This window comes from Halofilum ochraceum (assembly GCF_001614315.2).
Lineage (GTDB): Bacteria > Pseudomonadota > Gammaproteobacteria > XJ16 > Halofilaceae > Halofilum > Halofilum ochraceum.
Genome location: NZ_LVEG02000002.1, coordinates 117,027 through 135,207 on the forward strand (window position 1 = coordinate 117,027; position 18,181 = coordinate 135,207).

Annotated in this window: 7 protein-coding genes; 5 read left to right on the forward strand and 2 right to left on the reverse strand. The window is 67.5% G+C overall.

The genetic code is table 11. From position 1 onward, the window contains the following. Positions 1-71 precede the first annotated feature (71 nt). The 5 genes from A0W70_RS03830 (at position 72) to A0W70_RS03850 (ending at position 9,845) form a co-directional block, all read left to right on the forward strand. Complete coding sequence (locus A0W70_RS03830) at positions 72-1,157, forward strand: TIGR03032 family protein (protein ID WP_067560712.1); 1,086 nt, start codon at positions 72-74, stop codon at positions 1,155-1,157. Between the two features lie 116 nt (positions 1,158-1,273). After that, on the forward strand, positions 1,274-4,597 hold the full coding sequence (locus tag A0W70_RS03835) for a FecR domain-containing protein (protein WP_067560714.1): 3,324 nt from the start codon (positions 1,274-1,276) through the stop codon (positions 4,595-4,597). A gap of 186 nt (positions 4,598-4,783) precedes the next feature. Then, positions 4,784-6,169, forward strand: a complete 1,386-nt coding sequence (locus A0W70_RS03840; RefSeq protein ID WP_139150701.1) for a porin family protein — start codon at positions 4,784-4,786, stop codon at positions 6,167-6,169. A gap of 187 nt (positions 6,170-6,356) precedes the next feature. Beyond that, the gene (locus A0W70_RS03845) at positions 6,357-7,745 is read left to right on the forward strand and encodes a FecR family protein (RefSeq protein ID WP_175443062.1); all 1,389 of its coding nucleotides are present in this window, start codon (positions 6,357-6,359) and stop codon (positions 7,743-7,745) included. Positions 7,746-8,261: 516 nt separating this feature from the next. Next, positions 8,262-9,845, forward strand: a complete 1,584-nt coding sequence (locus A0W70_RS03850) for a FecR family protein (RefSeq protein WP_083330760.1) — start codon at positions 8,262-8,264, stop codon at positions 9,843-9,845. Between the two features lie 162 nt (positions 9,846-10,007). Here A0W70_RS03850 and A0W70_RS03855 read toward each other — a convergent pair whose 3' ends face one another. Both A0W70_RS03855 and hrpA read right to left on the reverse strand, forming a co-directional pair. Further along, positions 10,008-13,820 (reverse strand): bifunctional diguanylate cyclase/phosphodiesterase, encoded by a 3,813-nt coding sequence (locus tag A0W70_RS03855; RefSeq protein ID WP_175443063.1) that lies wholly within the window; start codon positions 13,818-13,820, stop codon positions 10,008-10,010. Positions 13,821-14,071: 251 nt separating this feature from the next. Continuing rightward, positions 14,072-17,974, reverse strand: coding sequence for an ATP-dependent RNA helicase HrpA (gene hrpA / locus A0W70_RS03860; protein WP_067560723.1), 3,903 nt, complete (start codon positions 17,972-17,974; stop codon positions 14,072-14,074). Between the last annotated feature and the right edge of the window lie 207 nt (positions 17,975-18,181).

Genomic DNA, 18,181 nt, shown 5'->3' on the forward strand with positions numbered 1-18,181 from the left:
GCGCGCCCCGCCGCGCGGCGGGGCGCGCCGGGCACACCCCGACCGTTGATGCGCGGGTCGACTGAGCGGTAATGGCCGGTACGACGGCACAGCTCGCGGTCGCGCCCGATGAGGGATTCCGGGCGTGGCTGGCCGCGGCGGGCGGCGCGCTCGCGATCTCGACCTATCAGGCGGGGATGCTGGTCTTCGTCTCCTGGGACGGTCGCCAGATACGGGTGCTGCCGCGGCGTCTGGACAAGCCCATGGGACTCGACGGCGACGCCGGGCGCCTGACCGTCGCCACGCGCCATGATGTCACCGTCTTCGCCAATGCCGCGGCGCTCGCCCCGGAATACGGGCGCCAGCGCGGCAGCTGGTACGACGCCCTGTTCCTGCCGCGGGTGACCTGGCACACGGGCGACGTCCAGGCGCATGAGGTGCAGTGCGCGGGCGAAGGTATCTGGGTCGTCAACACCCGCTACTCCTGCCTGATGCGGCCGAGCTCGGGCTACAGCTTCGAGCCGGCGTGGGCGCCGCCGTTCATCACGGATCTCGTGCCCGAGGATCGCTGCCACCTCAATGGCCTCGCCCTGGAGGCGGGCGAGCCGCGCTACGTCACGGCGATGGGCGAGACCGACCGCGCGCAGGGCTGGCGCGACGACCGCAGCGAGGGCGGCGTGGTGATCGATGTCGGCACGGGCGCGACGGTCGCCCGGGGTCTCGCCATGCCCCATTCGCCGCGGCTGCACGATGGGATCCTCTACGTGCTGGACTCGGGGCGTGGCCGGCTATGCCGGGTCGATCCGCAGGCCGGTACCCTCGATACCGTCACCGAACTGCCCGGGTACGCGCGTGGCCTCGCCTTCGTTGGCGACACGGCGCTGGTGGGCCTGTCGAAGATTCGCGAGAAGCGTCACTTCGGTGGCATGCCCATCGAACGGCGTTCGGAACCGCTGTGCTGCGGCGTCGCCGTTGTTGATCTGCGTACCGGCGTGCGGACCGGACTGCTCGAGTGCTCGGAAGGGGCGACGGAGCTCTTCGACCTGCGTTTCCTGCCCGGCCTCACCCGTCCCAACCTGATCGGACTGGATCGCGCCGAGTCCCGGCATGCGGTGACCGAGCCAAACAGCGCGTGGTTCCTGCGGCCGGCCGAAGACGGCTCAGCAACGGGGGCCTGACGCCCTTTCGCCCGGCATCATCACCGCCACGGCGAGCCCCGGCCATGCCGGTAGTGGCATCGCGTGCACGACCGCATTACAGTCATAACTGGTCAGCCACGCAGGGACGCCCTCTCATGCAGCCCCCGTTCCGCAAATCCCCGCTCGCCCTCGCCGTCGGCGCCGCCCTGGCCTCAGGCCCGGTCGCCGCCTTCCCTGTCGTGCCGCTCACCGACGAATTCGAACTCGCCGCCGACACAGCCAACACGAACCAGCAGACACCTGATGTCGCCATGGCCGACGACGGGCGCTTCGTCGCGGTCTGGGCGGACGGCGGCGAGATCTTCGCGCAGCGGTACGCGGCGGATGGTTCCGCGACGGGCGCCGAGATCGCCGTTCCGCGCGCCGATCCGGCGGCTACGGGCGCCCGCGGCGGAGTCACGGTGGCGATGGACGACGACGGGGATTTTGCGGTTGCGTGGGATGTCTACTACGGATTTACCGGGCCTACCAGCTACTCCGAGGAAGTAATCTTCCAGCGCTACAACGCAGACGGCACCGAGAATGGCTCACCGGTGTTCGCCAACGACGACGTTGCCGCTGGGGATCAGGTTAATCCGGATATTGCACTGGACGGCGACGGCGACATCGTCGTCACTTGGCAGGGCTATTACGACTCGGTCGACACTGATTCGATCACCTACCGACTGTTCGACGCCTCCAGTGGGGCCCTGACGTCGAGCCAGCAGGCGCCCTCGAATACGGCGGGGACCACCGTTCAGCCAAGCGTGGCGAGTTCCGGGTTTGGTCAGTTCGTCATCGGCTGGCGTTACGTCGGTACCAACGAGATCCAGGCCCGCCGATTCGCCGCCAACGGCTCGCCGCTCGCGGCCACGCTGCAGGTTGCGGCCGGATCCTCTGGTCCTCTCGGCAACCCCGACGTGGCGGTGGACGACGATGGCGATTTCGCGGTCGCGTGGGACGACTACGCGAGTGGCCTGTACGAGGTCGCGTACCGCGTCTTCGACAGCCAGGGCATCGAACTGCTTGGGCGCACCGTGGTTGCCGAGGGCGGGATCCAGCCCGCGATCGCCCTGCTCGAGCCGAACCAGACCGCCATCGCCTGGCGGAGCGATCCCAGCGCCGACGCCGACGGCGACGGCGATATCGACGGCGATGGGGATGGCGGCGGCATCCTGCTCAGCACGCGTGATGCGGGGGGGAGTGTCGATTCGGGCCCGCTGCTCGTGAACCAGACCACCGCCGGCGAGCAGGACCAACCCGCGATCGCCATGGATGCCGACGGCGATCTCGTGGTGGGGTTCGAGAGCTATGTCGGCAGCACCGAGGATGACGTGCGCGGGAGGGTGTTCGAGCGCCCGTCGCAGACCGTGGAGGGTACCAGCAGCGGCACGGGCGCGCTGGGCTGGCTGGGCGGCCTGGCCCTCGGCCTGGCCGGCATCGGTCGGCGACTGGCGCGGCGCCGCGGCGGTCGCGGGCCGGTCGCCTTCCTCGCCGGCGCCCTGGCCCTTGGCCTTGCTGGCGGAGCGCCAAGCGCCCAGGCGCAGGGGCCGGGCCCGACGCCGGAGGCCTCGCCCCGCGAGGTGGGGCATGCGGAGGAGGTGAGCGGTACGGTGACCGCCGGTCGCCCGGGCGGCTCCACACGCGCGCTGCAGGAGAACGGGCCGATCTATGTCGGCGATCTGGTGCGGACCGGCGAGGAGGCCGCCGCGGTGCTCCGCCTCGCCGACGGCTCCCGCATCGCCCTGCGCGCCGATTCCACGTTCCGGGTGGCCCGCCTCGAGCGCACCACCGACGAGGATGGCGATTCCAGCCTGACCGGCATGTTCATGGACCTCGTGCGCGGTGGCCTGCGCGCGATTACCGGCGGGATCGCCGAGCGCGAGCCGGAACGCTATCAACTGCGCACCCCGGTCGCGACGATCGGCGTGCGGGGGACGGAGTTCGATGCCCGCCTGTGCCCGCGCGGACAGTGCCCGGACACGGGCGACGCCGCGACCGGCGATGCCGGGCCCGATGCCGCCGCCCGGGTCGTCGAACTCTCGGGCGTGGTGGAGGCCCGCACGGGCAACGGCGGCACACGGGTGCTGACCGAGGGTGCTCGGGTTTTCCAGGGCGATACCGTGCGCACCGCCGGCGACGCCTGGGCCGCGCTGCGATTCGCGGACGGCTCGAAGGTCTCGCTCGAGCCGGGAACGGCGTTCGTCGTGCGTGAATGGGAGTACGAGGCCGAGGAACCCGAACAGGGCAACGCCCTGCTGCGCCTGGTACGCGGTGGCATGCGCGTGCTCACGGGGCTGATCGGCAGCGAGCAGCCCGAGAGCTACCAGGTGGGCACGCCGGTCGCCACCATCGGCGTTCGCGGCACCGGTTTTGATCTCCTGTGCCAGGGCGCCTGCGTCGATCCCGACGCCAGCACCGCGGCGGTCCAGGGCGACGGGCTGTTCGTGCGCGCCTGGGATGGCGAAATCTTCGCCGAACTCGAGGGCCGCACCGCCGGATTCGCGGCCGGTGAGACCGGCTTCCTGGCCAACGACAGCGCCCCGGTACTGCGCCTTGATGCCCTTCCGCCTTCGCTCCGGGATCTGGTCTCGCCGCGCCCCGACACCGTCACCGGTGCCCCGCCGTCGAGTGCGGATCGCCTGTACACGTACACCCATGAGGGCGCGATCACGGTGCTGGGCCGGACCGGTCCGGCCGCCGTGTTCGAGGCCGGTGAGGCCGGCGTTGTCGGTGGCGGCGATAGCGGTGGTGCACAGGCCCCGGAGGCCCTGCCGGAACCGCCCGGCGACTTCGTCGGCCCGGATGACACCGGCATCGCAGTGCCGACCATCATGGGCGCGCTCGGCTCGCTCGCGCTGGGGCAGTTCGAACTGGGCACCGCCTATGTGGGCGGTACCGCGGGCGCCGGCATCGCCGGTTCCGAGTCCGACTTCGAGCGGCGTCTGCAGCGCAGCAACCCCGGCGTCTCCGTCAACGACCTCTCCGGCGGCGCCGGGCTGCGCGCGTTCGTCGGCTACCGGCTGCTCGGCGTCCTCGGTGTCGAGGTGGGCGGTTTCGACATGGGTGACACCGACTCCGAGATCGACCCCGGTACCGCCGATGCGGAGGTCGTTGCCCGCGACGCACTCGACAAGCACCCGATCACGCCGCGCGGTTTCGATATCAGCGCCATCGCGCGCACGCCGATCGACGCCACGGGGACGGCCTGGGCCTTCGCACGCACCGGCATCGCGCGCTGGGAGGGCAAGGTCACGACGAGCACACCTTCCGGGGAGCGCTTCAGCAAGGAGTTCTCGGGGACCGATGCACTGGTCGGCGGCGGCGTCGAATACCGGATCTCGCCCAACGTCCACGCGCGTACGGAATGGATCCACTACCGTATCGATCCGGATCCGGTGAACTACGTGGGGGCGGGTCTCGTCTGGACTTTTCCCTGAGTCGCGACAGTTTGCCCCTGCCATGGACAGGGGGTTGACCGATTTGCGCCAGTGAGGATTCCGACGCACAATCGGTTCCCGTGATATGTCGCGACCCTGCAGAGGGGCCGCGTGTACACGGTCCGGTAAGAACAACGTACGGCCGTACCAAAAACAACATCTCGGGGGAGAGCCATGGAGCGCTCATTGCGAACCGTCAGCCGTTTGCGGCTGCCGTTGTCATGGGCCGGCGCCGCGGAGCGGGGTCTCCGGGTGGCAGGCTCGATCCTCGCGTTCACGGCCTTGATGGCCATCCCCCTGAGTGCCCTCGCGGCGCACGATCCCGAGCGGCTCGAGTCCCTGGTGCAGGAAGGCCGCTACGCCGATGCCTACGACCTCGCCAGCGAACAGGTCGGTGCGCATGCCGGCGATCCCCGCTTCGATTTCCACTACGGCATCGCCGCGGTCGAGACCGGCGCCCTCAACGAGGGCATCTTCGCGCTGGAGCGGGTGCTGATCGCCCAGCCCGGTTCTGACCGCGCCCGCCTGGAGCTCGCCCGCGCCTATTTCCTCCAGGGCGATGACCGCCGCGCCCGGCGCGAATTCCGCACCGTTCAGGCCCACAATCCGCCGGCGGACGTCGATGCGCAGATCGAGCGCTATCTGCTCGCGATCCAGCGCCGCGCGGACCAGTACGAAACGACCGTGTCCGGCTATGTCGAACTCGGTGGCGGCTACGACTCGAACGTCAACAGCGCCACCGCCGAGGAATCCGTCGATACCGTTCTCGGCCCGGTTGGCCTCGGCAGCGCCAGCCAGGAGACGTCGGATTCGTTCGGGCGCCTCGAGGGGCGCGCACGCGTCAGCCATCCCGTCGCGCCGGACGTGAACCTGATCGGCGAGGTCGGCGCACGTGGGCGTTTCTACGCCGATGAGGATCAGTTCAATACCGGCACCGTGGACGGCCGCTTCGGCGCACTCCTGCGCCGCAGCGACTGGCAACTGCGGGGCACCGTCAATGCCGGCCGTTTCTACCTCGACGGCGATGGCTACCGCGACCAGGCCGGCATCAGCGGCACCTATCGCTTGAGTCTCTCGGATCGGTCCACCGCCGACCTGTCGCTCGATGTCGTCGACTTCGAGTACGACACGCGCGAGGCGCTCGACTCGACCCTCTGGCTCATCGGCGGCGGTCTTACGCACTCGCTGCAGTCGGATCTGCGGCCCACAGTTTCCGCACGGGTCTTCTTCGGTGCCGAGGAGGCGGACGACGAGGACAGCATCCAGGCCCAGGCCGATGCGGAGCGCGATATCGTCGGCGTCCAGGCCGGCCTGCGCATGTGGCTCAACCCCGAATGGACCTTCCGCGGTTCCGCCGAGGCCCGCCTGAGTGAATACGACGAGCCGGGCGTGTTCTTCAGCGAGGCGCGTGACGAGGAGTACTACCGACTCGACCTCGCGCTCGACTGGCGGCCCGACGCGCGCTGGCGCATCGGTCCGCACCTGCGCTACTCGAGCAATCAGTCGAACAACAACCTGTATGAGTACGACCGCACGGAATTCCAGATCCGTGCCCGTTACGACTTCTACTGACGCGTACCGGCCGGTCGCCGTGTGGCCGGACGCGAAGGAGGCGAACGTCATGTCACGCCAGGGAACGCACCCCGATCGGCCGCTGGCCGGCCTCGTCCTCGCCACGCTGGTGGCCTGCCTGCTGCTCATGCCCATCCACGCCGCTGCCGCCGAGCAGGTCGGGCGCGTGCTGGTGGCGACCGGCAGCGTGACCGCCGAGCAGGAGGATGCGTCCGCCCGCGCGCTCGGGCGCCGCGACCCCATCTACGCCGGCGACCGCATCCGCACGAGGGCACGCGCCCGGGTCCAGATCCGCTTCGAGGACGGTGCGCTGGTCGACCTCGACCCGAGCAGCACCTTCGAGGTCGAGGAATACGCCAGTGACGACGACGGGGGCGGTGGCAGTGCCGTCATGAGTTTTCTGAAAGGCGCCATGCGGACCATTACCGGCGCGATCGGCGGCGGCCGAGAAGACACCTACCGCATGACCACCACCGTGGCCACCATCGGCGTTCGCGGCACCGCCTACGCGCTTGAATACTGCGATGCCGAATGCGCGGGCGAAGACGGCCAGGTCGGCCTGTACGGCCGCGTCGATGATGGCGACGTCGAAGTCGAGGCCCCCGGCGGCACCGGGACCTTCGGCAAAGGCCACTACTTCTTCGTCCCCGAAGGCGGCGCCCCAGAGCGGATCGTTGCCCCGCCGGACGGGATTCTCGAAGGCGAAGGCGAGACCGGCGCCGGTGGTGACGATGACCGCATCGAGGACGTGAGTATCAAACCGCTGGATACCGGCGAGGAGGATGGCCTCGGCATCGGTGGCACCAACACCGACCTGCTCGATCCGGATTTTGAGAGTGCGGAGACTACCGACCTTGGGGAGCCGAGGCCTGGTGACGTGGCCGAGGTACTTTTCGGCGGTGGTTTTGTCGGTTCCGATGCTCGTGGTACTGATCTTTATCGATCGGACGCCGAAGCGGAAGCCCGCCTCGGTTCGGATAGTGAGATCGTCGGAGCCGAGTTCGACGCCGGATTTGTCGATACATCAGATCTTAATCTGGTCGAAAACGGCACGAAAACGATAACGAATCCCTCGAACGGTGATCCGCTATTCGCAGTGGACTGGGGACGCTGGCAGGGGGCCCCGGAAATCGCCGGCGGCGCCGATGGTGGGTTCACGTATGCATATGCCGATCTTGATCGGATCACCACGCCGACGGAACTGGATGCTCTAACAGGAACTTTTTTCTTTGACAGTGCTTCTGGAGATGGTCCCGCGGCAGTCGACCAGAATGGTGGTACGTACGATGTCTCAGCCAGTGTTCAGCTTGATTTCTTCAACGCTACGATCGACCAGGCATTCCTGAATTTCAGTGGCCCGAACACGTTCAGCGTTAATGGCGACGGCGACCTGAATCCTGATGCGACTTTTACCGTGAACAACCTGCAAAGTACGGATGAGGTCTTCAACGGCAATCTGGAAGGCGTTCTCCTTGGAAGCAACGCGGAGGGCGCTATTATCGTATTCGATGTTGAAGGTGCGGGAACGGAGATTGTCGGCACCCAGGTTCTACAGGGTGACGGTGGACTCAATTAAGCCGCGTGTAGGTTGTATTGACGAAGGAAACCCAACGTAAGAGCGTTTTCGATGCGTATCGGCCCGGATGAAGAGGCCTCGCCCGGTCGGTATGGTGAATGTGATCGATCGGGTGATGTTGGGTATCGCTTCGCTCAACCCAACCTACGGGGTGTACGGTCGGGCGGTGCTTGTGCTCTGACAACTCGCCGAACGACTACGTAATCTTTCCGGACGCCGCGCGCAGGCCGGAATCGATTGGAGCCCGTCGCATTTCCAATCCCGTGTATGCGGACACGGGCGGCATTATCGAACGAGCGCCCGGTTCAGTGGGTGCGGACGAGCCCGGGATCACCCGTGGATCCCGGGCTGTTTTGTGTGCATTCCACGATTGCAGGGTCCGGCACGGTACTCGTGGTGGGATCGGCCCGACCATGATTGGGGTTTCAGGCACGCCCCGGACCCGGATCGCGGGGGGTGTGCCGGCGGCCGGCTGCCGAATACGGGTGGCCGCCGCTAACAGGGGGAGTATTCCGAATGCAGGTATCCGTTTCGTCTGTCATGCGCCGGCTCGTTCTGGTCGTACTCATCTGCTTACCATCGACGGCCGTGATGGCATCGGGCGAACCGGTCGGCAGAGTCCTTGTCGCCATGGGCGGTGTGACCGCCGAGCGCGAGGGCGTTTCCAGCCGGGGGCTTGGCCGCCGCGATCCCATCCATGCCGGTGACACCATCCGCACGAGCGCGCGCGGTCGCGTCCAGATCCGCTTCAAGGACGGCGCCATGGTGGATCTCGACCCGAGCAGCACCTTCGAGGTCGAGGAATACGCCACCGATGACGAGGACGGCGGCGGCAGCGTCGTCATGAGCTTCCTGAAAGGGGCGATGCGGACCATCACCGGCGCGATCGGGGGCGGCTCCGGTGACAGCTACCGCATGAATACCTCGGTCGCGACGCTCGGTGTCCGTGGCACCGCGTACAGTCTGCGCTACTGCGATGCAACGTGCGTTGATGGAGGCGGCCAGGCGGGCCTGTACGGTCGGGTCGACGATGGCACGGTGGTCGTCGAGGGCGCCGGGGGAGCGGGCACCTTTGGCACCGGCCAGTTCTTCTTCGTCCCCGACACGGGCAGCCCGCGGCGAATTGTCGCTCCGCCGGAAGGTATTCTGGACGGGAACGATGAAGGGGGCGACGACGGCCGCGCTGACGAGCGGATCGAGGACGTCGCAGTCCGTCCGGTGGTTTCCGGTGACGACGATGGGGTCTCGACCGACGGTGAGCGTGACGATCTGCTGGACCCGGAATTCGAACAGGGTGAAAACGAAGATCTCGTCTCACGGCCGGGCGAATCCATCGATGCCGCCTTCAGCGGCGCCTTCATTGGCAGCAGCGGATTCGCGGTTTACGAGTCACCCGCCGGGGGTGACGTGCGCCGGGATGACGAAGGCCGGATCGTGGGCGCGGAATTCGGCGCCTTCGGTTTCGTCGATGCGAGCGCACTGGAACACACGGGTGGCCAGACGGAAATCGTGCCCGAAGGGGAAGAAGATGGCGGCTTCGATGTCGCCTGGGGGAGCTGGTTCCCGTCCGGGCCGGTCGATGATGGCGACGTGCGCGGTTTCGTTTACGCGTACACGGACCCCGGGAACTTCACGACGACGACCGAACTCGAAGTGCTGGCCGATCTCGACGGTTCCTTGCAGTACACCAACCTCGATGGCCCTCCCGCTCTCGGCTCCGATGGCAGTCGCTGGGACGTCTCCGCTCTGCAGATCAACGTCAACTTCTCCGATGCGAGTATTGCCGCTGCCGGCATCCTCCTGGGTAACCAGGCGAACAGTGATGAGACCATCGACCTGAACGCGGGATTTTTCGATGCGGTTTCCGTCGGTGCCATCGCCCCGGATACCACCTTCACGGTGTCCGATCTGCCGAGCACGGATGAGGCCTATTCGGGTGACCTCACCGGTCGGTTCCTCGGCCGGAATGCCGAAGGGGCACTGGTGGCCTTCGAGGTACGTGAACTCGACGGCGATCGACGGATCGTAGGCACGCGGGTCTTGACGCCCGGTGGCGCGCTGGACGGCGACATTGTGGATGGCGATCCGTTGGTCAACTAGCGCAAGGTTTGGCGGGTCGGGTTGACGAAGGAAAGCCAACCCGGTGGTAGATGCCGCTCGGCTCGTCCGTATGTTCGTGGGTTGCAGTGTCGCGCCGGTAGAGAGGCCTGGTCGTATCCTGTTGGGTATCGCTTCGCTCAACCCAACCTACGGCGTGTGCATTCACGCCTCGCCGAATGGCAGGCCCGTTTCGTGGCCGCGTGCCGCGAGTTCGGCGAATTCGTCGGCGGGCAGCGGGCGGCTGTACAGGTAACCCTGGTAGGCCGTGCAGCCATGCGTGGCGAGGCGTTCGCGCAGGGACTCGGTCTCGACGCCCTCGGCCACGGCCTCCATGCCCATGGTGTGCGCGAGTACGATGATCGTGCGCACGATGGCGTCGTCGTTCGGATCACTGAGCGCATCGCGCACGAAGCCCTGGTCGATCTTGAGCTGATCCAGCGGCAGGCGCTTGAGGTAGGCGAGCGACGAGTAGCCGGTGCCGAAGTCGTCCAGCGTGAAGCGAATGCCGTCCGCGCGCAGTGTCGTCATCGTGCGGATCGTGTCGTCGACGTCGGCGATCAACAGGCTCTCCGTCAGCTCGAGCCACAGGCGCTCCGGGGCCAGGCCCGTGCGCGCGAGCGTCGCCCGCACCTGGTCGGTGAATCCGGCGTCATGGAACTGGCGCGCACTGACGTTGACCGAGACGCTGAGGTCGGCCGTTTCCGGGTGTTGGGCCCAGGCGGCGGCATCCCTGCAGGCGGCCTCCAGGATCCGCTCCCCGAGTGGGAGGATGAGTCCGGTCTCCTCGGCTACGGGGATGAACTGCGCCGGTGAAATCGAGCCCCGTTCCGGATGGATCCAGCGTGCCAGCGCCTCGACCCCGATCAGACGGCCGGCCGCGTCCACCTGCGGCTGATACCACGGCGCGATCTCGTCGCGGTCCAGCGCTTCGCGCAGTTCCCCCTCCAGCGCGACCCGTGACTGCACGGCCGCGCGCATCGCCGGATCGAACAGGCGCACGGTGCCCCGGCCGGCATCCTTGGACTGGTACATCGCCAGATCGGCGCGCTTCATCACGTCTTCCGGCGTATCCTCCGGGTCGTCGCCGAACAGCGTGATGCCGACACTGACGGTCGTGTGGCGTTCGTGCTCGCCCAGCATGTACGGGCGCGAGAGTTCCGCCAGAATCTTCTCGGCCACGGCGTGCGCGTCGTCGCCGGCGGCCCTGATGTCCGTATCCAATCCCTCCAGTATTACCGCGAATTCGTCGCCGCCGAAGCGGGCCACGCAGTCACTGGTACGCACACAGGGGTCGAGTCGCTCGGCCGCCTGTTTGAGCATGCGATCGCCCATATCGTGACCGAGCGTGTCGTTCAGTGTCTTGAACTGATCGAGATCGAGGAACAGTACCGCCCCCTTGCTCGCGCCGCGCCTCACCGCGTGCAGGGCGTGCTCGAGCCGGTCGAGCAGCAGCCGCCGGTTCGGAAGGCCCGTCAACGGGTCGTAGAGCGCGAGGAATTCGATCTCCTCCTGCGCGCGCTTGCGCTCGGTGATGTCGCGGAAGTAGACGGCGAGTCCTTCCTCGGACGGGTAGGCGTTGATCTCGAACCAGCTGCCGACGGATTCGTAGTGGAATTCGAACGTCACCGCCTGGTTCTCGGCCATCGCACGGCGGTATTCATGCTCGGCCAGGGTTCCGATCAGGTCGGGAAATTCGGCCCATAAGGATTTGCCGAGGACCGCTTCGCGGCTGACACCGATGAGGCGTTCCGCCTCCCGGTTCGCGTAGGTGATATGCCATTCCCCGTCGACCGTGAAGAACGCGTCGGTGATGCTCTCGAGCGTGCGGCTCACCCGTTCGGCGAGGCGCTCGACCTCCTGGCGCGCGCGTTTGTGTTCGGTGATGTCCTGGAGGGCCCCCCGCAACTGGACGACCCGCCCGGCGCTGTCGCGCACGGCCTCCCCGATCGCCCGGACGTGAAGGTGGCGGCCACTGGCGCCGATCAGCTCCGCCTCTTCGTCGTACGCGGTGCCGTCCTGGATCGAGGATTCGATGACCGCTCGCATCCGCTCGCGGGACTCCGGGGCATAGAATGCCAACGCCTGTTCAAGCGTGGCCGTGCTCCCGGGCGACAGTTCGTGGATGGCGCAGACGACGTCCGAACAGGCGACGCGGTCCTCGGCGATGTGATACACCCAGCCGCCGACACGGGCGCTGCGGCCGGCGATATCCTGCAGCGCGCGGCTCTCTCTCAGCATCTCCTCGGTTTCGACGCGCTGGATCGTGGCACCAAGGGCGTCCGCCAGTCCGCGCAGGAGGCGGATCTGTTCGTCACTCCAGCAGTGTTCCTGGCGGATCGCGTCGAAGCCGACATAACCGTAACTGGCCCCGCGGGTGATGACCGGGACGCTGATGAACGACTGGATTCCCTGTTCCCCGAGGTCGTCACGATCGCTGTCCCATTCCGGTGGTGCGTCCTTCAGGCGCGGTACATGGACCGTCTCTCCGCGCTCGATGCATTCAACCAGGCGCGGGATCCGTGCACGTGGTCGATTCACGATCTGTTCACGCATCAACGGGATGTCCTGCTCGCACCATTCATGCGTCAGCGTCGTCGACCCGTCCTCGGGATCGAGGCGGATCAGGTAGCTGCGGTCCACCTCGCAGTAGAGGCCGACCCGCTCCAGCGCCTCGTTGATCCGGTCATCGAGGTCGTCGGGGCCGGAGGCGACCAGGCGACTGGCGATATCGACGAGAATCTGCTGCAGACCGGAGACGTACTCCAGCGCCTGCTCGGTCTCTTTGGTACTCGTGATATCGACCATCACGCCGACCAGCGATACCGGGCGCCCGTCTTCCGTCAGCACATTGACGACATCACGCAGCCAGACCGTGCGGCCATCGGCGGCGATCATGCGGTAGTCGAAGCTGTGCTGGCGCAGTTCCTCGGTTGCACGGGCGCAGTAGCGCGGCGCCCAGTCCCGGTCGTCGGGGTGGATGTGCTCGAGCCAGAAGGTGGGCTCCCGCAGCCAGCGCTCGACCGGGTACCCGAGGATCGTTTCGGCCTCGGGACTGACATACGTGAAGCGGAAATCGGCGGGGTCGCCGCGCCAGAGGATCGCCGAGGTCGATTCGACCAGTGTGCGATAGCGCTCGCGTTCCTGACGGATCGTGTCGGCCGCCTCGACGCGGTCAGTGATGTCCTGACCGCCACCGATCCATTCGCAGGTTTGGCCATCGTCATCCCGGACCGGCACCTCACGGTCCAGGAAATGGCGAATCCGCCCGTCGCGGCAGACCACCCGGTACTCGCGCTCACAGGGCTGGCCGCAGCGGATCGCCTCCTGCCACGCCCGGAGATACTGGTCGCGATCCTCCGGGTGAACCACGTCCGCCCACCCCCAGCCGCGCGCCTGGTCGAGCGTGATCCCCACCATGTCCAGCCATGCGTCGCTGATGTCGACCAGACGGCCGTCGGCGGTCGAGTGCCAGACAAAATCCGAGGTGGCCGCGATCAGGGCACGATAACGGCGCTCGTCGATCTGTTCGGGGACCTTGCGGAACGTGAGGACGGCGCCCCGGACGCCGCCATCACTGTCCCGCAGGGCGACGCAGTGCCCGGAGATCGGGAGATCGGTGCCGCCGTCGTGGCCGCGGAAGAGGTCATGATCGATGTGCCGGCTCTCGCCGTCCGCCAGCGTCGCCCGAATCGGGCATGCGTCGGGCGACCATGGGGATCGTTCGGCCCGGAGCTCATCGAGCAGCGCCGCGGCCGCCTCATCAGCATGACCAGGGGCGTCGGTGCGGCCGGTCATCTGCCGCGCCGCCGTGTTCATGAACGTGATCCGCTGCGCCGTATCGAACGTGACGATCCCTTCGTCGACGGCATCCAGAATCTGTTGCTCGGCTGGCCCCCGTGCCGGTCCGGTGGCGGTTATGCCCGCTGTAGCTGAGTGATTGCCCTGGACCATCCGCCGTTGCCCTGTGCGCGCCATCGGGATGAGATCCTGCACACCATACCGCGCATCCGGGGGCCGGGCGAGATTTGTCGCGGGCTTGGAGTGTTTATGTGAACGTCGGTCTGGACTGTGGTTCGTTTTGCTCTCGCAGAGGCGCGGAGCACGCCATGGGCGCTGAGGCGGGACGGTGGCCTGGCTCTGGCTCTGACTGTGCTTTGCGCGCTTTGCGCCTCTGCGTGAGGACACAGCATGGCCCTTTTGCAACATGGAGCTGTCGTGGAATGGGCTTATTCGGTGCCGGCGACGCGCGCCAGCTGTTTCTCGACCTTGCCGGGGGAGACCGGCTGCTTTGTCCCCAGTTGCTGGGCGAAGATCGACACGCGCAGTTCCTCGATCATCCAGCGCAGTTCCTGGGTGGACTCGTCCGCCCAGGCGAGGCGCCTCGGGTCGGGCAGCGTGTCGCGTGCCTGTTGCCACAGGGGTTCGATCTCCCCCCGTGCGCGGCGATCCTTTTCCGGTTCGCGGTCGAGTACATCGAGTCGGCGGGCGATGGCATCGAGATAACGCGGGAAATCGGTCAGCCGGTGCGCGGGTGTCGCGGTGATGAAGCCGGGGAAGATCAGGTGGTCGAGCTGGTCGGAGACGTCGCGCGCGGTCTCGATCCAGGTCATCGGCAGGTTGCCTTCGATGCGCCGGCGCACGGCGCGGTAGCGCGAGCCGATCGCGTCGAGTTCGCGCAGCAGCCCTTCCGCGGTCTCCCAGAGCCGGGGACGGCCGGCTTCGATGATCTCTTCCAGGGCCGTCGCTGAACGGGGGCTGGGCGTATCGCCGAGGAACGCCCGCTCGACCGTGGCGTCGATCAGGTCGCGGGTGAACGCCTTGCCGTCGACGCGCGCCCCGAAGTGAAGGGCGACGCGCGTGAGCCCTTCGAGCCCGCGCTCCAGGTCCCGTATCTGTCCACCGAGGCGACGCCGTATCAGCATGCGCACCCCCGCGCGGTGTTCGGGCGCGGCCTCCGCCTCCGTGCCGAAAACGGTCAACGCGATGCGATTGCCGCGCACCGCCAACGCCGGATGAACGCGCATGGTGATGCCGTGGCGTTCGATCTCGACCGTGTCCGGCAACTCGCCGAAGTCCCATTCCTCGACATCGTCGCGTTCGAAGCCGGATTCGCCGGTATCGATCTCGCGCGCCGCATCATCGCCATGGCGTTCCGCCAGCGCCTCGAGATCGCGGCCGCTGTCGACCGCCACGCCGTCCTCGTCGACGAGCGCGAAGCGCATATGGAAATGCGGATCGAGTTGTTCCGGCTGCCAGACTTCCGGCGGCGGTGTCTCACCGGTCATGCGTGCGAGTTCGGCGGCCATCGCGTCCGTCAGGGGCCGCTCGTCCGGCGTCAGCCGCTGGTGCAGCGCGCGCGCGAAATCCGGGGCCGGTACGAACCGCCGGCGCCACTGTTTCGGCAGGCTGCGGATCAAGGCCTCGATCTTCCCGGCCCGCATCCCCGGTACGAGCCATTCGCAGCGCCCCGCGGGGATCTGGCGGATCGCCGCGCGCGGGACGGTCAGTGTTACGCCGTCGTCCTCGGCGCCCGGCTCGAAGCGGTAGCTGAGCGGCAGTTTCATGCCGTCGACTTCGAGGTGGTCGGGGTAGGCGCCGCCCGTGACCTCGTCCGCGTCACGCTGCATGAGCGCCTCGCGCGAGAGATACAGGTACTGCGGATCGTCGCGCTCCACGCGCTTGCGCCAGGCCTCGAAGGAGGGGCCGTCATACACGTCTTCCGGCACCCGGGCGTCGTAGAAATCGTAGAGCGCGCCCTCGTCGACGACGATGTCGCGGACACGCGCGCGTTCTTCCAGCCCCTCGACCTCTTCCAGCAATGCCCGGTTGTGCCGGAAGAAGTCGGCTTGGGTGTCGAGCTCGCCGGCCACCAGGGCGTCGCGGATGAAGATCGGACGGGCCTCGTCGGGCGCGATCGGGCCGTAGTTCACGCGGCGGTTGGGATTGATGATGAGGCCGTAGAGCGTGGTCTGCTCGTCGGCCGCGACCCGCTGGGCGTTCTTCTCCCAGCGCGGATTGCGGTAGCTGCGGCGCAGCAGGTGCTCGGCCAGGCGCTCGACCCAGCGGCGGTCGATGGCCGCGACGGTGCGCGCGAACAGCCGCGAGGTCTCGCTGATCTCGGCCGCCATGAGCCACTTCGGGTTCTTCTTCGCCACGCCCGAGCCCGGGAAGATGTAGACCTTGCGGTTGCGGGTGGACTGGTACTCGCCGTTGCCCTCGTGGCGCGCGATGTTGCCCAGCAGGCCGGTCAGGATGGCGCGATGCACGTTGTCGTAGGCCGCCGGTTCCGTGTTGGCCTTCAGGTCCATGTCCTGGGCCTGGGAACGAAGCTGGCCGTGCAGGTCGACCCATTCGCGCATGCGGATGAACGACAGGAAGTGCTGCGCCGCCACCTTGCGCAGGCGGTTCTGCGAGAGTTCCCCGCGCCGGTCGGCCCAGAATCCCCAGAGGTTCAGCAGCGACTGGAAGTCCGAGCGCTCGTCGGTGAAGGCGGCGTGGGCGGCATCCGCCGCGCCGCGCTGGTCCTGCGGCCGCTCGCGCGGGTCCTGGATCGTGAGCGCCGCGGCGATCACCAGTGTCTCGGCGAGAGCGCCCTCGTCGGCGCCGGCGAGGAGTATGCGTCCGAGGCGCGGGTCCACCGACAGTCGGGCGAGGCGCTCGCCGGTCTTCGTCAGCCGGCGCTGTTCATCGACGGCACCGAGCTCGAACAGGACGGTATAGCCGTCGTTGATCAGTCTACGTTCGGGCGGATCGATGAACGGGAAGTCCTCGACGGCGCCGAGATCGAGCGAGGCCATCTGCAGCACGACCGAGGCGAGATTGGTGCGCAGGATCTCGGGGTCGGTATAGCGCGGGCGTTGCTCGTAGTCCTCTTCCGGATAGAGGCGGATACAGATCCCCGGGCCTTCGCGCCCGCAGCGGCCCTTGCGCTGATCCGCGGACGCCTGCGCGATCTTCTCGATCGGCAGCCGCTGTACCTTGGAGCGCACGCTGTAGCGCGAGATGCGAGCCTCGCCCGAGTCGACCACGAAGCGGATGCCGGGCACGGTGAGCGAGGTCTCCGCGACGTTGGTGGCGAGTACGACCCGGCGCTTGCCGTGCGGCGCGAACACCCGGCGCTGCTCGCTGGTCGCCAGGCGCCCGAACAGGGGCAGCAGTTGCAGATCGCGGAAACCGGCTTTTGACAGGGCCTGCTCGGTATCGCGGATCGCGCGCTCGCTTGGCAGGAACACCAGGATGTCGCCCGGGCCCGCCTGGATGCACTCGTCGACCGCGTCGATGACGGCCTGCTCGCGGTCACGCTCGTGGGTATCGCTGTCGGCATCATTCAGTGGCCGGTAGCGCGTCTCGACCGGATACATGCGCCCCTCGACGTTGACGATCGGGGCATCACTGAAATGCCGGCTGAAGCGTTCCGGATCGATCGTCGCCGAGGTGATGATGATCTTCAGGTCAGGGCGCTTCGGCAGCAGGCGTTTGAGATAGCCGAGCAGGAAATCGATATTGAGGCTGCGCTCGTGCGCCTCGTCGATGATGATCGTGTCGTAGGCGACCAGGTCCGGGTCGCGGCGGATCTCGGCCAGCAGGATCCCGTCGGTCATCAGCTTGATCGACGTGTTGTCCGCGACCTGGTCGGTGAAGCGGACCCGGTAGCCGACGGTCCCGCCGACCTCGCCGCCGAGCTCCTCGGCGATGCGCGCGGACACCGTGCGCGCGGCAATACGCCGCGGCTGGGTGTGGCCGATCAGCCCCTCGACCCCCCGCCCGAGTTCGAGGCACATCTTCGGCAGCTGGGTGGTCTTGCCGGAGCCGGTGTCGCCGCAGACCACGATCACCTGGTGCGCCGCGATCGCCTCCAGCAAGCGTTCGCGTGCCGCCGAGACCGGCAGCTCGGGCGGGTATTCCGGGGTTGGCCTTGAAGCCAGTCGGGCCTCACGCCGGCGTGCCGAGGCGTCGATATCCGCCCGCAGGCGTTTCAGGCCCCGGTCATACGGCTTGCCGTCGCGCGCACGACGCTTGAGCCCCTTGAGCCGTTTCCGCAGAACCGCCCGCTCGGGCGCCGCCGCGATGGCGATGGCGTCATCGAGTTCGGCCCAGTCGAAGGTCGTGTCCGGTACGGATTCCGTCATCGGGTAAGCGGGTTATGTGCGGTCGGTCATTGTAGGGGCAAGCGGGTTTCAGGGCACGGGATCGAATATCCGAATCCCGGGATGTCTGAAACGCAGGTGTCGGACTGGAAGTCCGACCTACGGTTCCAGAGAGCGTTTCGATGGACTGTAGGTCGGGCTTATAGCCCGACACCGACCACGTCCAGTGATCTACGGACATCGGAATAT

What these genes read in the sequence shown, in the direction of transcription:
- A0W70_RS03830 (WP_067560712.1), top strand. Translation starts at nt 72, where the DNA reads ATGGCCGGTACGACGGCACAGCTCGCGGTCGCGCCCGATGAGGGATTC.
- A0W70_RS03835 (WP_067560714.1), top strand. Translation starts at nt 1,274, where the DNA reads ATGCAGCCCCCGTTCCGCAAATCCCCGCTCGCCCTCGCCGTCGGCGCC.
- A0W70_RS03850 (WP_083330760.1), top strand. Translation starts at nt 8,262, where the DNA reads ATGCAGGTATCCGTTTCGTCTGTCATGCGCCGGCTCGTTCTGGTCGTA.
- A0W70_RS03855 (WP_175443063.1), bottom strand. Translation starts at nt 13,820, where the DNA reads ATGGCGCGCACAGGGCAACGGCGGATGGTCCAGGGCAATCACTCAGCT.
- hrpA (WP_067560723.1), bottom strand. Translation starts at nt 17,974, where the DNA reads ATGACGGAATCCGTACCGGACACGACCTTCGACTGGGCCGAACTCGAT.